The sequence below is a fragment of the Acinetobacter sp. YH12208 genome (genome assembly GCF_013418055.1).
GTDB lineage: Bacteria > Pseudomonadota > Gammaproteobacteria > Pseudomonadales > Moraxellaceae > Acinetobacter > Acinetobacter pseudolwoffii.
Genome location: NZ_VPCT01000003.1, coordinates 89490 through 104659 on the forward strand (window position 1 = coordinate 89490; position 15170 = coordinate 104659).

Annotated in this window: 15 protein-coding genes; 6 read left to right on the top strand and 9 right to left on the bottom strand. The window is 44.7% G+C overall.

All coding sequences use genetic code 11. The features are described 5' to 3' along the window. Nucleotides 1–23: 23 nt before the first annotated feature. The 8 genes from FTU95_RS04705 to FTU95_RS04740 all read right to left on the bottom strand — a co-directional run bounded on the left by FTU95_RS04705 (nt 24) and on the right by FTU95_RS04740 (nt 8037). Entirely contained in the window at nt 24–1226 is a 1203-nt protein-coding gene (locus FTU95_RS04705; RefSeq protein WP_180077731.1) for an outer membrane protein transport protein, read from the bottom strand. Nucleotides 1227–1340: 114 nt separating this feature from the next. Continuing rightward, nucleotides 1341–2264, bottom strand: a complete 924-nt coding sequence (locus FTU95_RS04710; protein ID WP_005097573.1) for a CysB family HTH-type transcriptional regulator — start codon at nt 2262–2264, stop codon at nt 1341–1343. Between the two features lie 54 nt (nt 2265–2318). After that, a complete protein-coding gene (locus FTU95_RS04715; RefSeq protein WP_005097572.1) occupies nt 2319–3380 on the bottom strand; it encodes a sulfate/molybdate ABC transporter ATP-binding protein in 1062 nt (353 codons plus the stop codon). Nucleotides 3381–3391: 11 nt separating this feature from the next. After that, nucleotides 3392–4285: a sulfate ABC transporter permease subunit CysW gene (cysW, locus tag FTU95_RS04720; protein WP_005097571.1), complete on the bottom strand. Its 894-nt coding sequence runs from the start codon at nt 4283–4285 to the stop codon at nt 3392–3394. Next, entirely contained in the window at nt 4282–5115 is an 834-nt protein-coding gene (cysT, locus tag FTU95_RS04725) for a sulfate ABC transporter permease subunit CysT (protein WP_005097570.1), read from the bottom strand. The genes cysW and cysT overlap by 4 nt, the downstream gene beginning before the upstream one ends. An 87-nt stretch (nt 5116–5202) precedes the next feature. Further along, nucleotides 5203–5808 carry an alpha/beta hydrolase gene (locus FTU95_RS04730; protein WP_005097569.1) on the bottom strand — a complete coding sequence of 202 codons (606 nt, stop codon included), beginning with the start codon at nt 5806–5808 and terminating at the stop codon, nt 5203–5205. Between the two features lie 29 nt (nt 5809–5837). Then, complete coding sequence (locus tag FTU95_RS04735) at nt 5838–6851, bottom strand: sulfate ABC transporter substrate-binding protein (RefSeq protein ID WP_180077734.1); 1014 nt, start codon at nt 6849–6851, stop codon at nt 5838–5840. Between the two features lie 178 nt (nt 6852–7029). After that, on the bottom strand, nt 7030–8037 hold the full coding sequence (locus FTU95_RS04740; protein WP_180077736.1) for a sulfate ABC transporter substrate-binding protein: 1008 nt from the start codon (nt 8035–8037) through the stop codon (nt 7030–7032). A gap of 159 nt (nt 8038–8196) precedes the next feature. Here FTU95_RS04740 and pabC point away from each other — a divergent pair, with 159 nt between their 5' ends. From pabC to FTU95_RS04760, 4 genes are all read left to right on the top strand, one after another. Then, nucleotides 8197–9009, top strand: coding sequence for an aminodeoxychorismate lyase (gene pabC / locus FTU95_RS04745; RefSeq protein WP_005097565.1), 813 nt, complete (start codon nt 8197–8199; stop codon nt 9007–9009). A 1-nt stretch (nt 9010) separates the two neighbouring features. Then, entirely contained in the window at nt 9011–10069 is a 1059-nt protein-coding gene (gene mltG / locus FTU95_RS04750) for an endolytic transglycosylase MltG (RefSeq protein WP_100329040.1), read from the top strand. 2 nt (nt 10070–10071) lie between these two features. Continuing rightward, the gene (gene tmk / locus FTU95_RS04755; protein ID WP_074383333.1) at nt 10072–10683 is read left to right on the top strand and encodes a dTMP kinase; all 612 of its coding nucleotides are present in this window, start codon (nt 10072–10074) and stop codon (nt 10681–10683) included. Nucleotides 10684–10767: 84 nt separating this feature from the next. Beyond that, nucleotides 10768–11184: a PaaI family thioesterase gene (locus FTU95_RS04760; protein ID WP_005097561.1), complete on the top strand. Its 417-nt coding sequence runs from the start codon at nt 10768–10770 to the stop codon at nt 11182–11184. 108 nt (nt 11185–11292) lie between these two features. Here FTU95_RS04760 and nadB read toward each other — a convergent pair whose 3' ends face one another. Beyond that, complete coding sequence (nadB, locus tag FTU95_RS04765) at nt 11293–12921, bottom strand: L-aspartate oxidase (protein ID WP_005097560.1); 1629 nt, start codon at nt 12919–12921, stop codon at nt 11293–11295. 236 nt (nt 12922–13157) lie between these two features. Between nadB and FTU95_RS04770 the strand changes: the two genes are divergently transcribed. Both FTU95_RS04770 and FTU95_RS04775 read left to right on the top strand, forming a co-directional pair. Beyond that, nucleotides 13158–14540 carry a Do family serine endopeptidase gene (locus tag FTU95_RS04770; protein WP_180077738.1) on the top strand — a complete coding sequence of 461 codons (1383 nt, stop codon included), beginning with the start codon at nt 13158–13160 and terminating at the stop codon, nt 14538–14540. Nucleotides 14541–14667: 127 nt separating this feature from the next. Then, the gene (locus FTU95_RS04775; protein WP_100355707.1) at nt 14668–15123 is read left to right on the top strand and encodes a thioesterase family protein; all 456 of its coding nucleotides are present in this window, start codon (nt 14668–14670) and stop codon (nt 15121–15123) included. Nucleotides 15124–15170: the final 47 nt, after the last annotated feature.

The following is a 15170-nucleotide window of genomic DNA, read 5'->3' on the forward strand; positions in this document are numbered from 1 at the left end:
TTTTATGCTTTGAACTGAGCAATTTAAAAGTGATAACCCAGTTTTAAGCCCATGATCCAGGCACTATTATCAGAAACAGCGGATAAGCCTGCAATCTGAGGCATAAGTGACTCAGATGTTGAGACCTCAGGTTTTTGAAATTTTAAATAATAGAATCCTGTGGCAATATCCCAAGTATCTTGAATCTTGTAAAGATGACCTAGTCCAATACCCCAATATCCATCACTCGGATTTAATGTCGAAGCTGGATTTCCTGTACCGGAATCCCATAAGAGTTCGATAGAATTTATGCCAAAGGAGGGCCATTGATGCGCCAGACCGATTTTGGCAGACCATTGATCCTCACGATAATCAATCATCCTGAATGATTCTAATTCTGGGAATTCTAAGGCAGCATAGTCAATCACTACACTGAATTTAGGCGGCTGAATGACAAAATTTTGCCAGTTTAACCAGCATAATGTGCCATAAAAGGCATTTTGATAAGGCAATCCTGTTTGAAAATCCAGATGGATGGATTGAGGGGTTTGAATCTGGGTATAGGGGGAGGGATTGGTGCCTACGACAATCGATTCAGCAGTTTTATGATGGTGAGCAATGGCTGAACGGTAAGTCAGTGCAGTTCTAAAAAAATATTCGGGTAGTTGATAACTGAATCCTGCAAGCCAGCCCCAAGCGGGATCTTGCTCAAATGTAGCCCGATAACCATTAAATATATAAAAGGTTTGCCCGGATAAATATAAGCTTCCTTCCAGACTTTGATAACTTAGCCCTGTATAAAAATTCCAGTGATTATCCGGTTGGAAGCCGATTAATGATGTGAGATTGTGGCTATCAAACTGGATAGTCGCGGCTTCAACAGAAAGCGCTTCACCTGCAAAAACAGGATTATAACTATAAGCCACATCTACATGATAAGGCTGATCATAAATCAGTCCCCATGACAGTTGAGGGTGAAGCTGTAATTTTAAGGCAACATTAGAGATAAATTGTGTACTGGCAAGTTGGCCCGTAGAAAAGTCAGTAATACCCAGTTGTTGCAGCTGCTCGGTATGCTGTACCTGACCGCTAATATCAGGGCGAACCCAAGCCAATGAAATTTCAGCATAATGATTTTTTTCAAAAAAAGACTGAATACTTTGATTGGACTGTTCAAAAGCAGCGCTATAACCTGACCCAGAAAAAGCGCAGCCCATACAGAAAAGAGCAAATTTGCTGTCGATCATATTGGTATAATTCAATTTATTATTAATGTGATTATGCTTGATATTTATACAGAGTATCCACTTAAAAATAATAAAGAGGCTCGCTGGCCTCTTTGATTGAAAACTTATATATTTTTATTCGTCTGGATAGGCGACTTTTTTAAGCGCTTTAATATCGGCATCCGGCGAGCACAGGGAAATAAACTCGTAGCCATAACCACGTAGTAAATGTCCTTTACGTACCGCAATCCAGGTGGTATTCATGCCAAAAATATCCGTTTTAATCTGCTTTAAACGGTAATCACGCTCCGGGTCATAAGCGACATCGTTGACAATGCCGACGCCCATATTCATTTCCACATAGGTTTTAATCACATCGGCATCGAGTGCGGACATGACGATATCGACATCAAAGCCGGCTTCTTCAAAGGCGGTATCAATCTTGGAGCGACCGGTAAAACCACCATGATAGGTAATAATCGGGTAATGGGCCAGATCTTCGATCCGGATCTGATCTTTAGTTGCAAGTGGATGATTTTGCGGCGTAATAATACTATGTTGCCAGTTATAATAAGGTACGCTGGCCAGATTGTCTTCAGTCGTCAGTGCTTCGGTTGCAATACCGATATCGGCTTGACCTTGCAGCAGCATTTCCGTGATTTCTACCGGGCTGGCCTGTTGCAGAATCAAATGTACTTTAGGAAATTCTTTTTTAAATTGGCTGACAATCGGCGGTAGCACATAGCGCGCCTGGGTATGCGTGGTGGCAATGGTCAAGGTACCTTCATCAACTTTATTAAAATCATCAGCCAGACGCTTAATATTATCGGCATCGACCAGCATGCGTTCTACAATTCCTAATAGTGCCTGACCCGGCTCGGTTAAACCCAGTAGACGCTTACCCTTACGGATAAACAGCTGTACGCCAAGCTCATCTTCCAGATCTTTAATATGTTTACTTACTCCAGACTGCGAAGTATAAAGTGCAGCTGAGGCTTCAGTTAAATTAAAGTTCTGTCTAACCGTTTCTCGTATAATTCTTAATTGTTGGAAATTCATAATTCTCTTTACCCTAGAAGAGGATGGGGCATTTCGAAGCCCCATCTTTTGGTCTTAAGCGACCTGATTTTCAAATAAATGCAAGTTCACTGCACTTAACCACACGGTTTGATTGGGGCGGAATTGGTGTGCTCTTGCTTCATCAGGTGTCAGTAAGATTTCAATCAAGTTACCTTGACGGTCATTCAGTTCTGCAACGACTTTACCTGCAATCCATAATTCACGTATGAAGGTGGCCTGAATGGCATTGTCTTGTGGCTGTGCATGAATGCGCAGCTCATCAGGACGTGCGAATAAAATCACTTCACCTTGAGCAGCATTTTTTGCGCCATCAAAGTGAATGCGATCTTGCCCGAGCTGAATAATGCCGCCGTTGTTCTGGCCTTCAAAACGATTGGCTTGACCCAAGAAATCAAACACAAATGGGGTTGCCGGCGTTTCATAGACCTCACGTGGCGAACCGATCTGTTCGACATTACCTTTGTTCATCACCACAATCTGATCGGCCACTTCCAGTGCTTCTTCCTGATCGTGGGTCACAAAGATCGAGGTGATGTGCAACTCATCATGCAAGGTACGTAACCAGCGACGTAATTCCTTACGGACTTTGGCATCCAGTGCACCGAAAGGTTCATCTAGCAACAGCACACGCGGTTCAACGGCTAAGGCACGTGCCAATGCAATACGCTGACGCTGGCCACCTGAAAGCTGAGCAGGGTAACGGTCAGCCAGAAAACCCAGCTGAACCAAATCAAGTAAACGCGTAACACGTTTTTTAATTTCCGCTTCAGATGGACGGGTTTTACGTGGGCGAACACGCAGACCAAAAGCAATATTGTCAAATACCGTCATATGACGAAACAGGGCATAATGTTGAAACACGAAGCCGACTTCACGTTCACGTACATGAACATTGGTCGCATCCTGACCTTCCAGAATGACCTGACCGCCATCTGCAGATTCTAGACCTGCAATAATCCGTAGCAGCGTGGTTTTGCCGCAACCTGATGGGCCGAGCAGGGCCACCAGTTGACCATCTGGAAAATCCAGCGAGATATTTTTAAGTGCATGGAATGCACCAAAGTGTTTTTCAATATTTTGTACTTGAATACTCATGTTGGCATTCCTTAAGAAACTGTAGAATCTTGATTACGTTTGTCCTGTTTTTCCTGGCGCAGTTCCACCCATGTTTTTAAAATCAGGGTGACAATTGCGAGGAGAGCCAGAAGCGAAGACACGGCAAACGCAGCACTAAAGGTATATTCGTTATAAAGAATTTCGACGTGTAGCGGTAAAGTATTGGTTTCACCGCGGATATGACCGGATACAACCGATACTGCACCAAACTCACCCATGGCCCGTGCATTACACAGAATCACGCCGTAAATCAGACCCCATTTGATATTTGGCAGGGTCACTTTCCAGAAAGTTTGCCAGCCAGATGCACCGAGCACAATCGCAGCTTCTTCTTCTTCCGTGCCTTGTGCTTCCATTAATGGAATTAACTCACGAGCCACGAAGGGTACAGTAATAAAGATGGTCGCCAGGACAATGGCAGGCACTGCATAAAGGATCTTGATGTCATTGTCCATTAACCAGGACCCCATCCAGCCTTGCGTACCGAAAATCAGTACCAGCATTAAACCGGCAATCACGGGAGAGACCGAAAATGGCATATCAATCAAGGTGGTCAGGAAGGATTTACCCCGAAAGTTAAACTTCGCCACTGACCATGCTGCAGCTACACCAAATACCACGTTCAGCGGTACGGCGATTGCAGCAGTCAAAAGTGTAAGTTTGACCGCAGATAAAGTATCCGGATGCACCAATGCCTGTGTATAGACACCAATTCCCTGTTTAAAGGCTTCCACAAAAACCAGAATCAAAGGCAGGATCAGGCAGCTCAAGAAAAAAATCAGTGCAATAGTGATCAGGGTATAACGTACCCAGGTTGGCTCACGGGTTGCATCACGGGATTGCAGTTTTTCAGCCAGTGCATTGCTGTTGGTATTCAAACTCATCGTGCAGTTCTCCCGGTACGGCGGCTGGCCCAAGCTTGCAGTAAGTTAATCAGGAACAGCAGGACAAATGAAATCAGCAACATCACCACCGCAATTGTGGTTGCACCGGCATAATCATATTCTTCTAAACGGGAAATAATCATCAGTGGGGCAATTTCTGTTTCAAAAGGCTGATTCCCGGCAATGAAGATCACCGAACCATATTCACCAACACCGCGAGCGAAAGCTAACGCAAAGCCAGTGATAAGCGCAGGAAGTAAAATCGGGAAAATGACCTTGGTCACAATTTGCAAGCGATTTGCCCCGAGTGCAGATGCAGCTTCTTCCAGTTCGGTTTCCAGATCACTGAGTACCGGCTGTACGGTACGAACCACAAAAGGCAGGCCAATAAAGATTAGAGCCAGCGTAATACCAATCGGGGTATAAGCAACCTGAATACCAATCGGTTCAAGATACTGACCAATCCAGCCAGTCGGCGCATATAAAGAGGTCAAGGCAATACCGGCCACCGCTGTTGGCAGGGCAAAAGGCAAATCGACCAAGGCATCGACAATACGTTTGCCCGGGAAGCTATAACGTACCAGACACCAGGCCAATAACAGGCCAAACACCACATTCACCAGCGCAGCAATAATGGCTGCACTGAAACTGAGTTGTAGTGATTTTTGAATACGTTCAGAGCTCAGGATTTCCCACAAGCCTTCCCAGCCAATGCCCAGTGATTTAATAAAAACAGCAGACAGCGGGATTAAAACGATTAATGATAAATACGCTAGGGTAAAGCCTAGAGAAAGACCAAATCCTGGCAGCACTCGGGATCGCTGCGACATGATGACTCCTCAAAAGAGAGAAAGCTGGTTAAAACTAACCAGCGAAAATTAAAAAAAGAAATTGGACACAAGCATAATTTGCAACGACTAAAATGCAAATTTGAAATAATACTTGCTGTCATCAGTATTGCTGATATGTTGCATAGTCTTTTCTGAAATCAAATACTGGGCAAGTTCAGGAAAAGGGCCAAATCCTGAAGCGACATTGACATGCCCCACCTGTCCGAGATTAATCGGTTTGAGTTTCCAGGCTTTGGCCAGAAACTGGGCGTCTGCATAGCTTAACCAGGGATCATTTTCACTGATTAATAACGTGGCCGGAACCTGAATCTGCACTTGCTGAAAATAATGGCTGTAATCGGTCTGGCTGTTACGAACAAAACCATTTTCCCCAAAACGTGCCGGATTGGCCGGCGCGACCAGAATCAGCTTTTTAACTTTAGCAGTCAATTCTGGATGTTGTGCCAGTGCTGCGACCGAGGTTAAACAGCCAAAGCTGTGCGCTACAATCTGTACATCATCTTGAATATCTTGCAGGGCTTTGACAAATTCAGTGATCCATTCCTGCAAAACGGGATGATTCCAATCTTTTTGTTGCACACGAGAGCATCGACTGAGCTGATGTTGTAAGCATGTTTGCCAGTGATTGTATTCGCTACCACCTACACCTGGAACAATAAGCGTATGTATCATGTCGATGCTCCTGTCAGATCAGCTGCGAATTACTTCGCGCTGTTTGCCTTCACAATCTGGTCGAAAATACCGCCATTCTCAAAATGCGCTTTTTGCACTTTTGCCCAGCCGCCAAACTCCTGATCAATCGTTACCAGTTTGAGTGGTTTGAACACATGATTATATTTCTTTAAAGCTACTTCACTGCGTGGGCGATAATAATGTTTGCCTGCCAGATCTTGCCCCAGTGGTGAGTACAGGAAGTTTAAATAACCTTGAGCCAGATGCTTATTGCCTTTTCTCGCTGCATTTTTTTCTACAATCGCCACTGGCGGTTCAGCCAGAATAGACAGACTTGGCGTGATAATTTCAAACTTACCTGGTTGCTCACGAATCGCTAAGTACGCTTCATTTTCCCAGGCCAGCAAGACATCACCGATCCCGCGCTCGGCAAAGGTGGTAGTTGCACCACGCGCACCTGAATCCAGGACTTTGGTGTTTTTATAAATTTGGCGAACAAATTCTTGTGCAGTCGTGTCATTGCCACCGGCCTGATGTTTGGCCCATGCCCATGCCGCCAGATAGTTCCAGCGCGCGCCACCTGATGTTTTCGGATTCGGGGTAATAATGCCGACACCCGGTTTCACCAGATCGCCCCAGTCTTTAATCCCTTTGGGGTTGCCTTTACGCACCAAAAATACGATTGTTGAGGTATACGGTGTCGAGTTTTGTGGCAGTTTCTTTTGCCAGTCTGCTGGCAGTAATTTGGCTTTTTCTGCAAGCACATAAATATCGGCTGCGAGGGCCAAAGTCACCACATCTGCATTCAAGCCATCAATAACAGAGCGGGCCTGTTTACCAGAACCACCATGGGATTGCTTGAAGTTAATTTTTTGACCCGTACGGCTTTCCCAATATTTGCCAAAACTCTTGTTGACATCTTCATACAATTCACGTGTCGGATCGTAGGAAACATTCAAAAAATCACGTGCTGAAGCACCCAATGAGGTTGCCGAAATCACAGCAGCCAGAACCCCAAGTTTTATTGTTTTTGAAATACTCATTAGAAACCTCAATTTCTTACACGTTTTGTAACATAGCTGCAGAATAAACCTATTCTTTATGCGTAAAAAATAAATAAAAACGAATTTTATATGAAAAAAAAAGATAAGACAGAGCTGAAGTTATTGAAATGAGAATGGCCTTATCAATAAAGGCCATTGTTTCTGCTGGACTGCCTCATTATTTCGTATGATTTGCCTTTACAATTTGATCAAAGATCCCGCTATTATCGAAATGTGCTTTTTGTACCTTGGTCCAGCCACCAAATTCTTTGTCGATGGTGACTAACTTTAAAGGTTTAAATACGCTGCTATATTTCTTTAATACTTCGCTATTACGTGGACGATAGAAATTCTTCGCAGCCACAGTTTGCCCCGCAGGAGAATACAGATAATTCAAATAAGCTTTGGCCAGGTTTTCATTGCCATCTTTCTTGGCGTTTTTCTCTACAATTGCCACCGGTGGCTCGGCCAAAATTGACAGACTTGGCGTGATGATTTCAAATTTACCCGGCTGTTCACGAGTAGCGAGATGGGCTTCATTTTCCCAAGCCAGTAATACATCACCGATCCCGCGCTCAGCAAAAGTGGTGGTGGCTCCACGTGCGCCTGAGTCCAGCACTTTGGTCTGTTTATAAATTTGACGCACAAAATCTTGTGCTTTGCTGTCATTGCCACCAGGTTGATGTTTGGCCCATGCCCATGCCGCCAGATAGTTCCAGCGTGCACCGCCAGAAGTTTTCGGGTTTGGCGTAATAATTTCTACCCCAGGCTTCACCAGATCGCCCCAATCTTTAATCCCTTTTGGATTGCCTTTTTTGACCAGAAAGACGATGGTGGAGGTATAGGGGGTCGAGTTTTGCGGGAATTGTTTCTGCCAGTCTTTAGGCAGCAGACCTCTCGCTGCAATTTCATCAATGTCGGCCGCTAGCGCGAGGGTCACGACGTCTGCATCCAGACCATCAATCACAGCACGGGCCTGTTTACCTGAACCGCCATGCGACTGTTTATAGTTCACGTCCTGACCCGTGGTTTTTTTCCAGTATGCGCTGAATTCCTTATTAAAATTGTCATATAATTCGCGGGTTGGGTCATAAGACACGTTCAGGAAATCTTTTGCAGACACACTGAAAGCAGTGGCCGAAACCAGTGCAGCCAATACCCCAATTTTTAATTTACCAATATTCATTTTTGCCTCAATTTTTTTAGCTTTTGTTGGATAAGGCAAGAATAGCTGGAGATATTTTGCATAAAAAATAATTAAAAATGCATTTGATGTGAGTAAAAGAGATAAATCGATGGAGCTTATCTCTCAGTACTCAATTGTTGATTTGAGAGGCAATAAAATATGCTCTGTTTGAAAAATGCGAAACATGTCAGTGAGATAGAAGTACTCGATCGGGCCTTTCATTATGGTGATGGCTGTTTTAGCACGGCCCGGATTCGACAGGACCGGGTGGAATTATATGATCGTCATCTGGCACGTTTGCAGCTCAGTAATCAAAAATTAAGTTTGCATGCTGATTTAGCTCTGATTGCAGAAAGTTTGGAACTTTTACGTGAATCAGAAAGTCAGCTGAATGGAACATTAAAGATCGTGCTGAGTCGTGGAGTCGGCGAGCGGGGCTATAGTTTGCCAGAGCATCCGGCGGATCTGTGGGTATTTTATTATCCTCAAGCCCTACATGATTTAAAGTATGAACAGATCCAAAGTGGGGTATTACAGCAGGCACTGGGATTGACCATGCCGGGTCTGGTCGGACTAAAAACCTTGAATCGCCTGGAGCAGGTTTTGCTCAAGCAGGAGGCGGATCAGCGCGGTTGGTCTGAGGCACTGGTGACAGATGTACAGGGCGGGGTTGTCGAAGGGGTGAGCAGTAATTGTTTCATTTGTATAAACAATACATGGATTACGCCGGAACTTCGTTATAATGGCGTCTTTGGGGTGATGCGTGCAGAAATTCTACAACGGATGCAAGATCAGGGAATTGCCTGTCAGCAACGTTACATCGATATGGAGGAAATAGCCCATATTCAGAGTCTGTTTTTTTGTAATGCGCTAAACCCGATGAAAATTGTCACTCAATTTGAGCAGCGATCCCTGGATGGCGATGCTTGTATTGAACTTTTTAACCGTCTTCGATTAAATCAGATGTCTTAATATGTCAGCTTCCAAGTCTAAAGCCAAAAAGAACAATACAGCCAAATTTTCGTCACTTTTCAAAGGAATTGCCTTCGTCCTGATTGGACTTGCCTTGATTTTGGTACTGGTCTTAAAAAGTAGTTTGTGGAAAGACTATCCTGTAGACGGACAAAAACAGCTGCTGGCGATTGGGTCAGGGGAAACCTATTCTGGTTTTATTGACCGTCTGGCCAAAGGAAAACAGGTCAGTTTCCCGATTATTCTCAAGCTTTATCAGCGCATCCTGATTCATGACACCATGAAAGCTGGCGTATATGAAGTGCGCCAGGGCATGAGTATTCGTCAGGTTCTGGATATGATCTCCAATGCTGAAAATGCCCAGATGAACCGGATTTTGGTGATTGAAGGAACCACATTCAAACAGCTGATTGATGCTTTGAAGAAAGATGATCTGGTGACCAAAGAAGTGTCACATTTGCCAACGGCACAACTCCTTAAAGAGCTCAATATTCCATTTTCACATCCTGAAGGTCTGTTTGCACCGGATACATACTTCTTTGCTAAAGGTGAAACTGACCGTAAAATTTTAACCAATCTGTATCAGCGCCAGATGAAGGCACTGGATCAGGCCTGGGAAAAACGCGTGACTGATCTGCCCTATCAGAATAAATATGAAGCGCTGATCATGGCGTCGATCATTGAAAAAGAAACCAGTGTGGATAGTGAGCTAGAACAGGTTTCTGGAGTGTTCGTGCGCCGTTTAAAAATTGGCATGCGTTTACAGACCGATCCTACCGTGATTTATGGAATGGGCGATGCCTATAATGGCAATATTACCCGCAAGGATTTACGTACGCCGACGCCGTATAACACCTATACCATGTCTGGTTTGCCGCCAACGCCAATTGCACTGCCAAGTAAGAAAGCCATTGAAGCAGCCATGCATCCGGATAATTCTGACAACCTTTATTTTGTCGCCACGGGCAATGGCGGACATACGTTTACGACCAATCTGAATGATCACAATAAAGCAGTGCAGGAGTATCTGACCATTTTACGCTCGAAGAATAAGGAATGAGTATGTTTATTAGCTTTGAAGGCACAGAAGGTGTAGGTAAAACCACACTCATTCGTTCGATCTATGACGATTTTATGGCCCAAGGCAAAGATGTGATGCTTACGCGCGAGCCGGGTGGTACGCCGATGGCCGAGCAGATCCGTGCACTACTTCTGGCTGTGAATCATGAAGAAGCGATGGCGCATGATACCGAATTACTATTGATGTATGCGGCGCGTGCCCAGCATTTGGCACAAGTCATTCTGCCAGCCTTAGCAGCCGGAAAAATTGTACTCTGTGACCGTTTTACTGATGCCAGCTTTGCCTATCAATGTGCAGGTCGTGGACTCAGTGAAACAAAGCTGCAGTTATTAAATGATCACTTTGTGGCACGTATGCCGGACATCACCTTCTGGTTAGAAGCACCGATTGAACTGGGAATGAACCGGGCACGCGCGCGTGGCGCACTGGATCGCTTTGAACAAGAGAAAGTCACTTTCTTTGAGAAAGTAAGAGCCGGCTATGAAACGTTGTGGCAGCGTCATCCGGAACGGATCAAACGTCTGGATGCAACCCGTACACCGGAGCAGGTATTCGAGCAGGCTTTAAGTTATTTGAAGTCTGGTTTAAATTGAAATCCTGTTTATTTTAATTTTCACTAGGTGAATGTGTGAAAAATCTTCTATATTGAAGGCAATATAGAAGATTTTTTTAATAAGATGAAAACGACCAAAACCGAAATCCAACAATTTTTACAACAAGAATTTCCACAAAGCCTAGAAAAATGTAGGATCGAAGCCGTTGTTCCACGCGGCGCAACTTTGCTGTATCAGGTTAGCGCACAAGAGTTGCGTCCGGGTGGTACTGTTTCTGGCCCAACCATGATGACCTTGGCCGATCTTGCCTTATATGTCGCTATTCTGGGCGAAATTGGCCTGGTGGGTTTGGCTGTCACCACCAATCTGAATATCAATTTTCTCCGTAAACCTTCAGGTGGCACGGATTTGCGAGGAGAGTGCAAGCTTATTAAAGTCGGTAAAGTTCTGATTGTCGGGGAAGTCTGGATTTATTCAGTAGACCTTGATGAGCCAGTGGCGCATGTTACTGCGACTTATGCCATTCCACCTCAACACTAAACACCTGAAGAATAGAAGTTCAGTGATATAAATAGCCTAAGCTTAATTAAGTAAGTGAGCGCTAAAAGACAGGGAGATATGATTTAAAAATCATATCTCCCCAATAATCTAAATATTGACCAAGGGTGTTTCTACTTCAAAATTCACCGGATTTAGAATGGTCTTGCGTAATTCAGGCAATAATTCCGGATAGTCCAGCGTGAAATGCAGGCCACGAGATTCTTTACGCTGCATGGCACAGCGCACAATCATTTCTGAGACCAGCACCAGATTGCGAAGCTCGATCAGGTTTTTGCTGACCTGATAATCTTGGTAATACTCGGTGATTTCTTTTTTCAGCATTTCAATACGATGCAAGGCGCGTTCCAGACGTTTGGTGCTGCGCACAATACCGACATAGTTCCACATGGTCTGACGTAGCTCATCCCAGTTTTGAAGAATCACCACATCTTCATCCGGATTGGTTACCTGTGAGTCATCCCAGATGGGTACGGGCGGAAAGGCATAGTCAGCATTGAAATGAGATTCGATATGCTTGGCTGCACTCATGCCATACACAAAGCATTCTAAAAGTGAGTTACTGGCCATTCGGTTAGCACCGTGCAGACCAGTATAAGAGGTTTCCCCAATTGCATATAGACCTGCGATATCAGTCTGGCTATGTTCATCGACCACAACGCCACCACAGGTGTAATGGGCTGCAGGTACCACTGGAATCATATCTTTGGTGATATCAATACCCAGTTCCAGCAGGCGGGCATAAAGCGTAGGAAAATGTTCTCTAACAAAGCTTTCATCCTTATGGGTAATATCCAGCCAGACATGCCGAATACCCAAGCGCTTAATTTCATAGTCGATTGCGCGTGCGACAATATCGCGTGGTGCAAGTTCGGCGCGCTCGTCAAAACGCAGCATAAAGCGTTCGCCATCGGGCAGACGCAGATAAGCCCCTTCGCCGCGCATTGCTTCAGTGATGAGGAAGGAGCGCGCTTGTGGATGATAGAGACAGGTCGGATGGAACTGGTTAAATTCCATGTTAGCCACCCGGCAGCCGGCACGATAGGCCATGGCAATGCCGTCACCTGTGGCAATATCCGGATTTGATGTATAAAGATAGGCTTTCATGGCACCGCCACAGGCAAGGGCGGTAAAGGGCGCTAAAAAAGTATGTACTTTTTCATTTTTTTCATCCAGCACATATAAACCTAGCGCGCGGTTTTCACCGTCTAGGCCAAGTTTATGTGAACAGATCAGATCAATCGCAATATAATTTTCAAAAATAGTGATATTTGATTTTTCTTGGGCGCGTTGTACCAAAGTAGTCGAAATTGCACGACCTGTGGCATCTGCGGCATGAATAATCCGGCGCTGTGAATGGCCGCCTTCACGGGTGAGATGCAACTGTTCCTGTTCATCCAGGGTAAATTGCACACCGTGTTTTAGCAGAAAATCAACTGATGGTTTGCCCCCTTCTACCGTCTGTTTGACTGCGTCCATTTCACATAGCTGTGCACCTGCAATCATGGTGTCATCAATATGCTGTTCAATCGAATCCATTTCATCGAGTACTGCAGCAACACCGCCTTGCGCATAAAAGGTGCTGGCATCTGTCAGGGTGGATTTCGCTAAAACTGCAATATTAAAATGGTCCGGGAGCGATAAGGCTAAACTTAAACCGGCACCGCCACTGCCCACAATAATGACGTCAAATTGATGGGTAAGGGATGAATTAGACATGTCCATCAGCTAATTTAAAAAAAAGTTTGGTAATAACAGCGCTTTTTTGTGCAAAAGGCAAGCGTTGAAACGCTCATTTATTAATGAAAAAAATTAATCAAAGCCTTAACTTAGTGTTTTAATGATGAGATATTGTCCAGCGTGAAGCATTGAAACATATTGTTACTTAAACTTTACAATGTTTGTGATAAAACCTATTTACATAAATTTATCAACAATTTGAGTGAATAATTTATATGAAAATTCTAGACTTAAAAAAAGGATTATTTGCAGCGACCCTGACCATGAGTGCTGCACAGTTGCAGGCTGTCACACCGGTTGATTTTTCAAATCTGGTCGAGCAGGTCAGTCCTGCCGTGGTCAGTGTCAATGTCGTTAAAAAAATGAGCGAAGAAGAACTCTTACAACAACAAGTTCCGGAAATTCTGCGTCGCTTCTTTGGCAATCAGGTGATTATCCCGCAGCAGCGCATGCCACAGGAAAAAACCGGCTATGGCAGTGCATTTTTTATCAGTAAAGATGGCTATCTGCTGACCAACCATCATGTGGTTGAGGATGCATCTAAAGTCACCATTACCCTGAATGATCGCCGTGAAATTGATGCCACTGTGGTGGGAAGTGATGCACGTACCGACGTAGCTTTACTTAAGGTCACAGGTTCGAATTTTCCAGAATTGCGTACCGGGGATGTAGGCCGCTTACGTGTCGGTGAGCCTGTGCTCGCGATTGGTTCGCCATTTGGTTTTGATTATTCGGCCTCTGCCGGAATCGTCAGTGCCAAAATGCGCAACATGATGGGTGAAACAGCAGTGCCTTTTATCCAGACAGACGTGGCCCTCAACCCGGGTAACTCTGGTGGGCCTTTATTTAACCAGCATGGTGAAGTAGTCGGGGTGAACTCGCGGATCTTCAGTGGAACCGGCGGTTATATGGGGCTCTCCTTCTCGATTCCGATTGATGTGGCCATGGAAGTGGCAGAGCAGCTGAAAAAGAATGGTAAAGTGACCCGTTCCTATCTGGGGGTCAGCTTGCAGGATATCGACCGTAATCTGGCAGAGTCTTACAACCTTTCTAAGCCTGAAGGCTCCTTAATTACTCAGGTTGCACCAAATTCACCCGCCGCACGTGCCGGTCTACGTGTCAGTGACGTGATTTTAAAATATAACGGCACTGCGATTTCACGCACCAGTGAATTATTAAACTATCTCAACCGTACTGCACCTCAGCAACAGGTACAGCTGGAGGTTTTACGTGATGATAAGCGCCGTAATATTTCAGCAACCTTAAGTACCGCACCGGATGATACCCCTGCAAAAACCGGAGCACAGGCGCAGCCGAGCAAAGGACCTGTAATTGGTGTGGCTATTCGTGATTTAAGTTCGCTAGAAAAGGATCGACTGGAGATCAAAGGCGGGGTCATGATTCAGGATGTTCGTTCAGGTGGCATTGCCGCACAGGCGCGTATCATGCCAAACGATGTGGTGACGCATATTAATAACAAGGCAGTATTGAACGCAGAGCAATTTGTACAAGAAGTTTCTGAGTTGAAGAAGGGCAATGTGGCACGCGTTACGCTCATGCGCCAAGGGCAGCGTGCGATTGTCGGAATGCGTATCTAATTCTATTCAGATTTTTAAATATAAAAAACCGCTTTTGATGGGCGGTTTTTTATTATTTGCAATTTACCCAGCCTATAAATTCAGTAGACTCTATTCAGTTGAAAATAATGGAAAGGATAAGAGAAAAGTGACAGCTATTTTTGATCTTGCGTTAAAGGTGCAAGCTGAACATATCGATGGCTTGGGCCATGTCAATAATGTGGTCTATGTACAGTGGATGCAGGAGGTCGCCACAGCCCATATTGAAAAATTGGGATTGGGGTTAAAGGAATATGTGGAACTGAAACATGCCATGGTGGCAGTTGAGCATCAGGTGCAATATCGTAAGGCTGCTTTCGAGGGCGATGAAATTATTTTGCGAACCTGGTTGAACGATATCAATGCACTGTATTCATTTCGCCAATATGCATTTTATCGACCACAGGATCAAAACCTGTTATTTACAGGTAGTACGCAGTGGGCCTGTATTGAAATGGCCACTGGGCGTCCTAAACGCATGTCGCCTACCTTTACCCAAGCCTATCAACCTCTTTCTGATCAGATCAATCCTTATGATTTTTCAATAGTGTATCTAGATCAATAAGCGCTCACTTCTTTGGCACAGAGTTAGATATTTCAATCAGGTTTAGC

What these genes read in the sequence shown, in the direction of transcription:
- FTU95_RS04705 (WP_180077731.1), bottom strand. Translation starts at nt 1,226, where the DNA reads ATGATCGACAGCAAATTTGCTCTTTTCTGTATGGGCTGCGCTTTTTCT.
- FTU95_RS04710 (WP_005097573.1), bottom strand. Translation starts at nt 2,264, where the DNA reads ATGAATTTCCAACAATTAAGAATTATACGAGAAACGGTTAGACAGAAC.
- FTU95_RS04715 (WP_005097572.1), bottom strand. Translation starts at nt 3,380, where the DNA reads ATGAGTATTCAAGTACAAAATATTGAAAAACACTTTGGTGCATTCCAT.
- cysW (WP_005097571.1), bottom strand. Translation starts at nt 4,285, where the DNA reads ATGAGTTTGAATACCAACAGCAATGCACTGGCTGAAAAACTGCAATCC.
- cysT (WP_005097570.1), bottom strand. Translation starts at nt 5,115, where the DNA reads ATGTCGCAGCGATCCCGAGTGCTGCCAGGATTTGGTCTTTCTCTAGGC.
- FTU95_RS04730 (WP_005097569.1), bottom strand. Translation starts at nt 5,808, where the DNA reads ATGATACATACGCTTATTGTTCCAGGTGTAGGTGGTAGCGAATACAAT.
- FTU95_RS04735 (WP_180077734.1), bottom strand. Translation starts at nt 6,851, where the DNA reads ATGAGTATTTCAAAAACAATAAAACTTGGGGTTCTGGCTGCTGTGATT.
- FTU95_RS04740 (WP_180077736.1), bottom strand. Translation starts at nt 8,037, where the DNA reads ATGAATATTGGTAAATTAAAAATTGGGGTATTGGCTGCACTGGTTTCG.
- pabC (WP_005097565.1), top strand. Translation starts at nt 8,197, where the DNA reads ATGCTCTGTTTGAAAAATGCGAAACATGTCAGTGAGATAGAAGTACTC.
- mltG (WP_100329040.1), top strand. Translation starts at nt 9,011, where the DNA reads ATGTCAGCTTCCAAGTCTAAAGCCAAAAAGAACAATACAGCCAAATTT.
- tmk (WP_074383333.1), top strand. Translation starts at nt 10,072, where the DNA reads ATGTTTATTAGCTTTGAAGGCACAGAAGGTGTAGGTAAAACCACACTC.
- FTU95_RS04760 (WP_005097561.1), top strand. Translation starts at nt 10,768, where the DNA reads ATGAAAACGACCAAAACCGAAATCCAACAATTTTTACAACAAGAATTT.
- nadB (WP_005097560.1), bottom strand. Translation starts at nt 12,921, where the DNA reads ATGTCTAATTCATCCCTTACCCATCAATTTGACGTCATTATTGTGGGC.
- FTU95_RS04770 (WP_180077738.1), top strand. Translation starts at nt 13,158, where the DNA reads ATGAAAATTCTAGACTTAAAAAAAGGATTATTTGCAGCGACCCTGACC.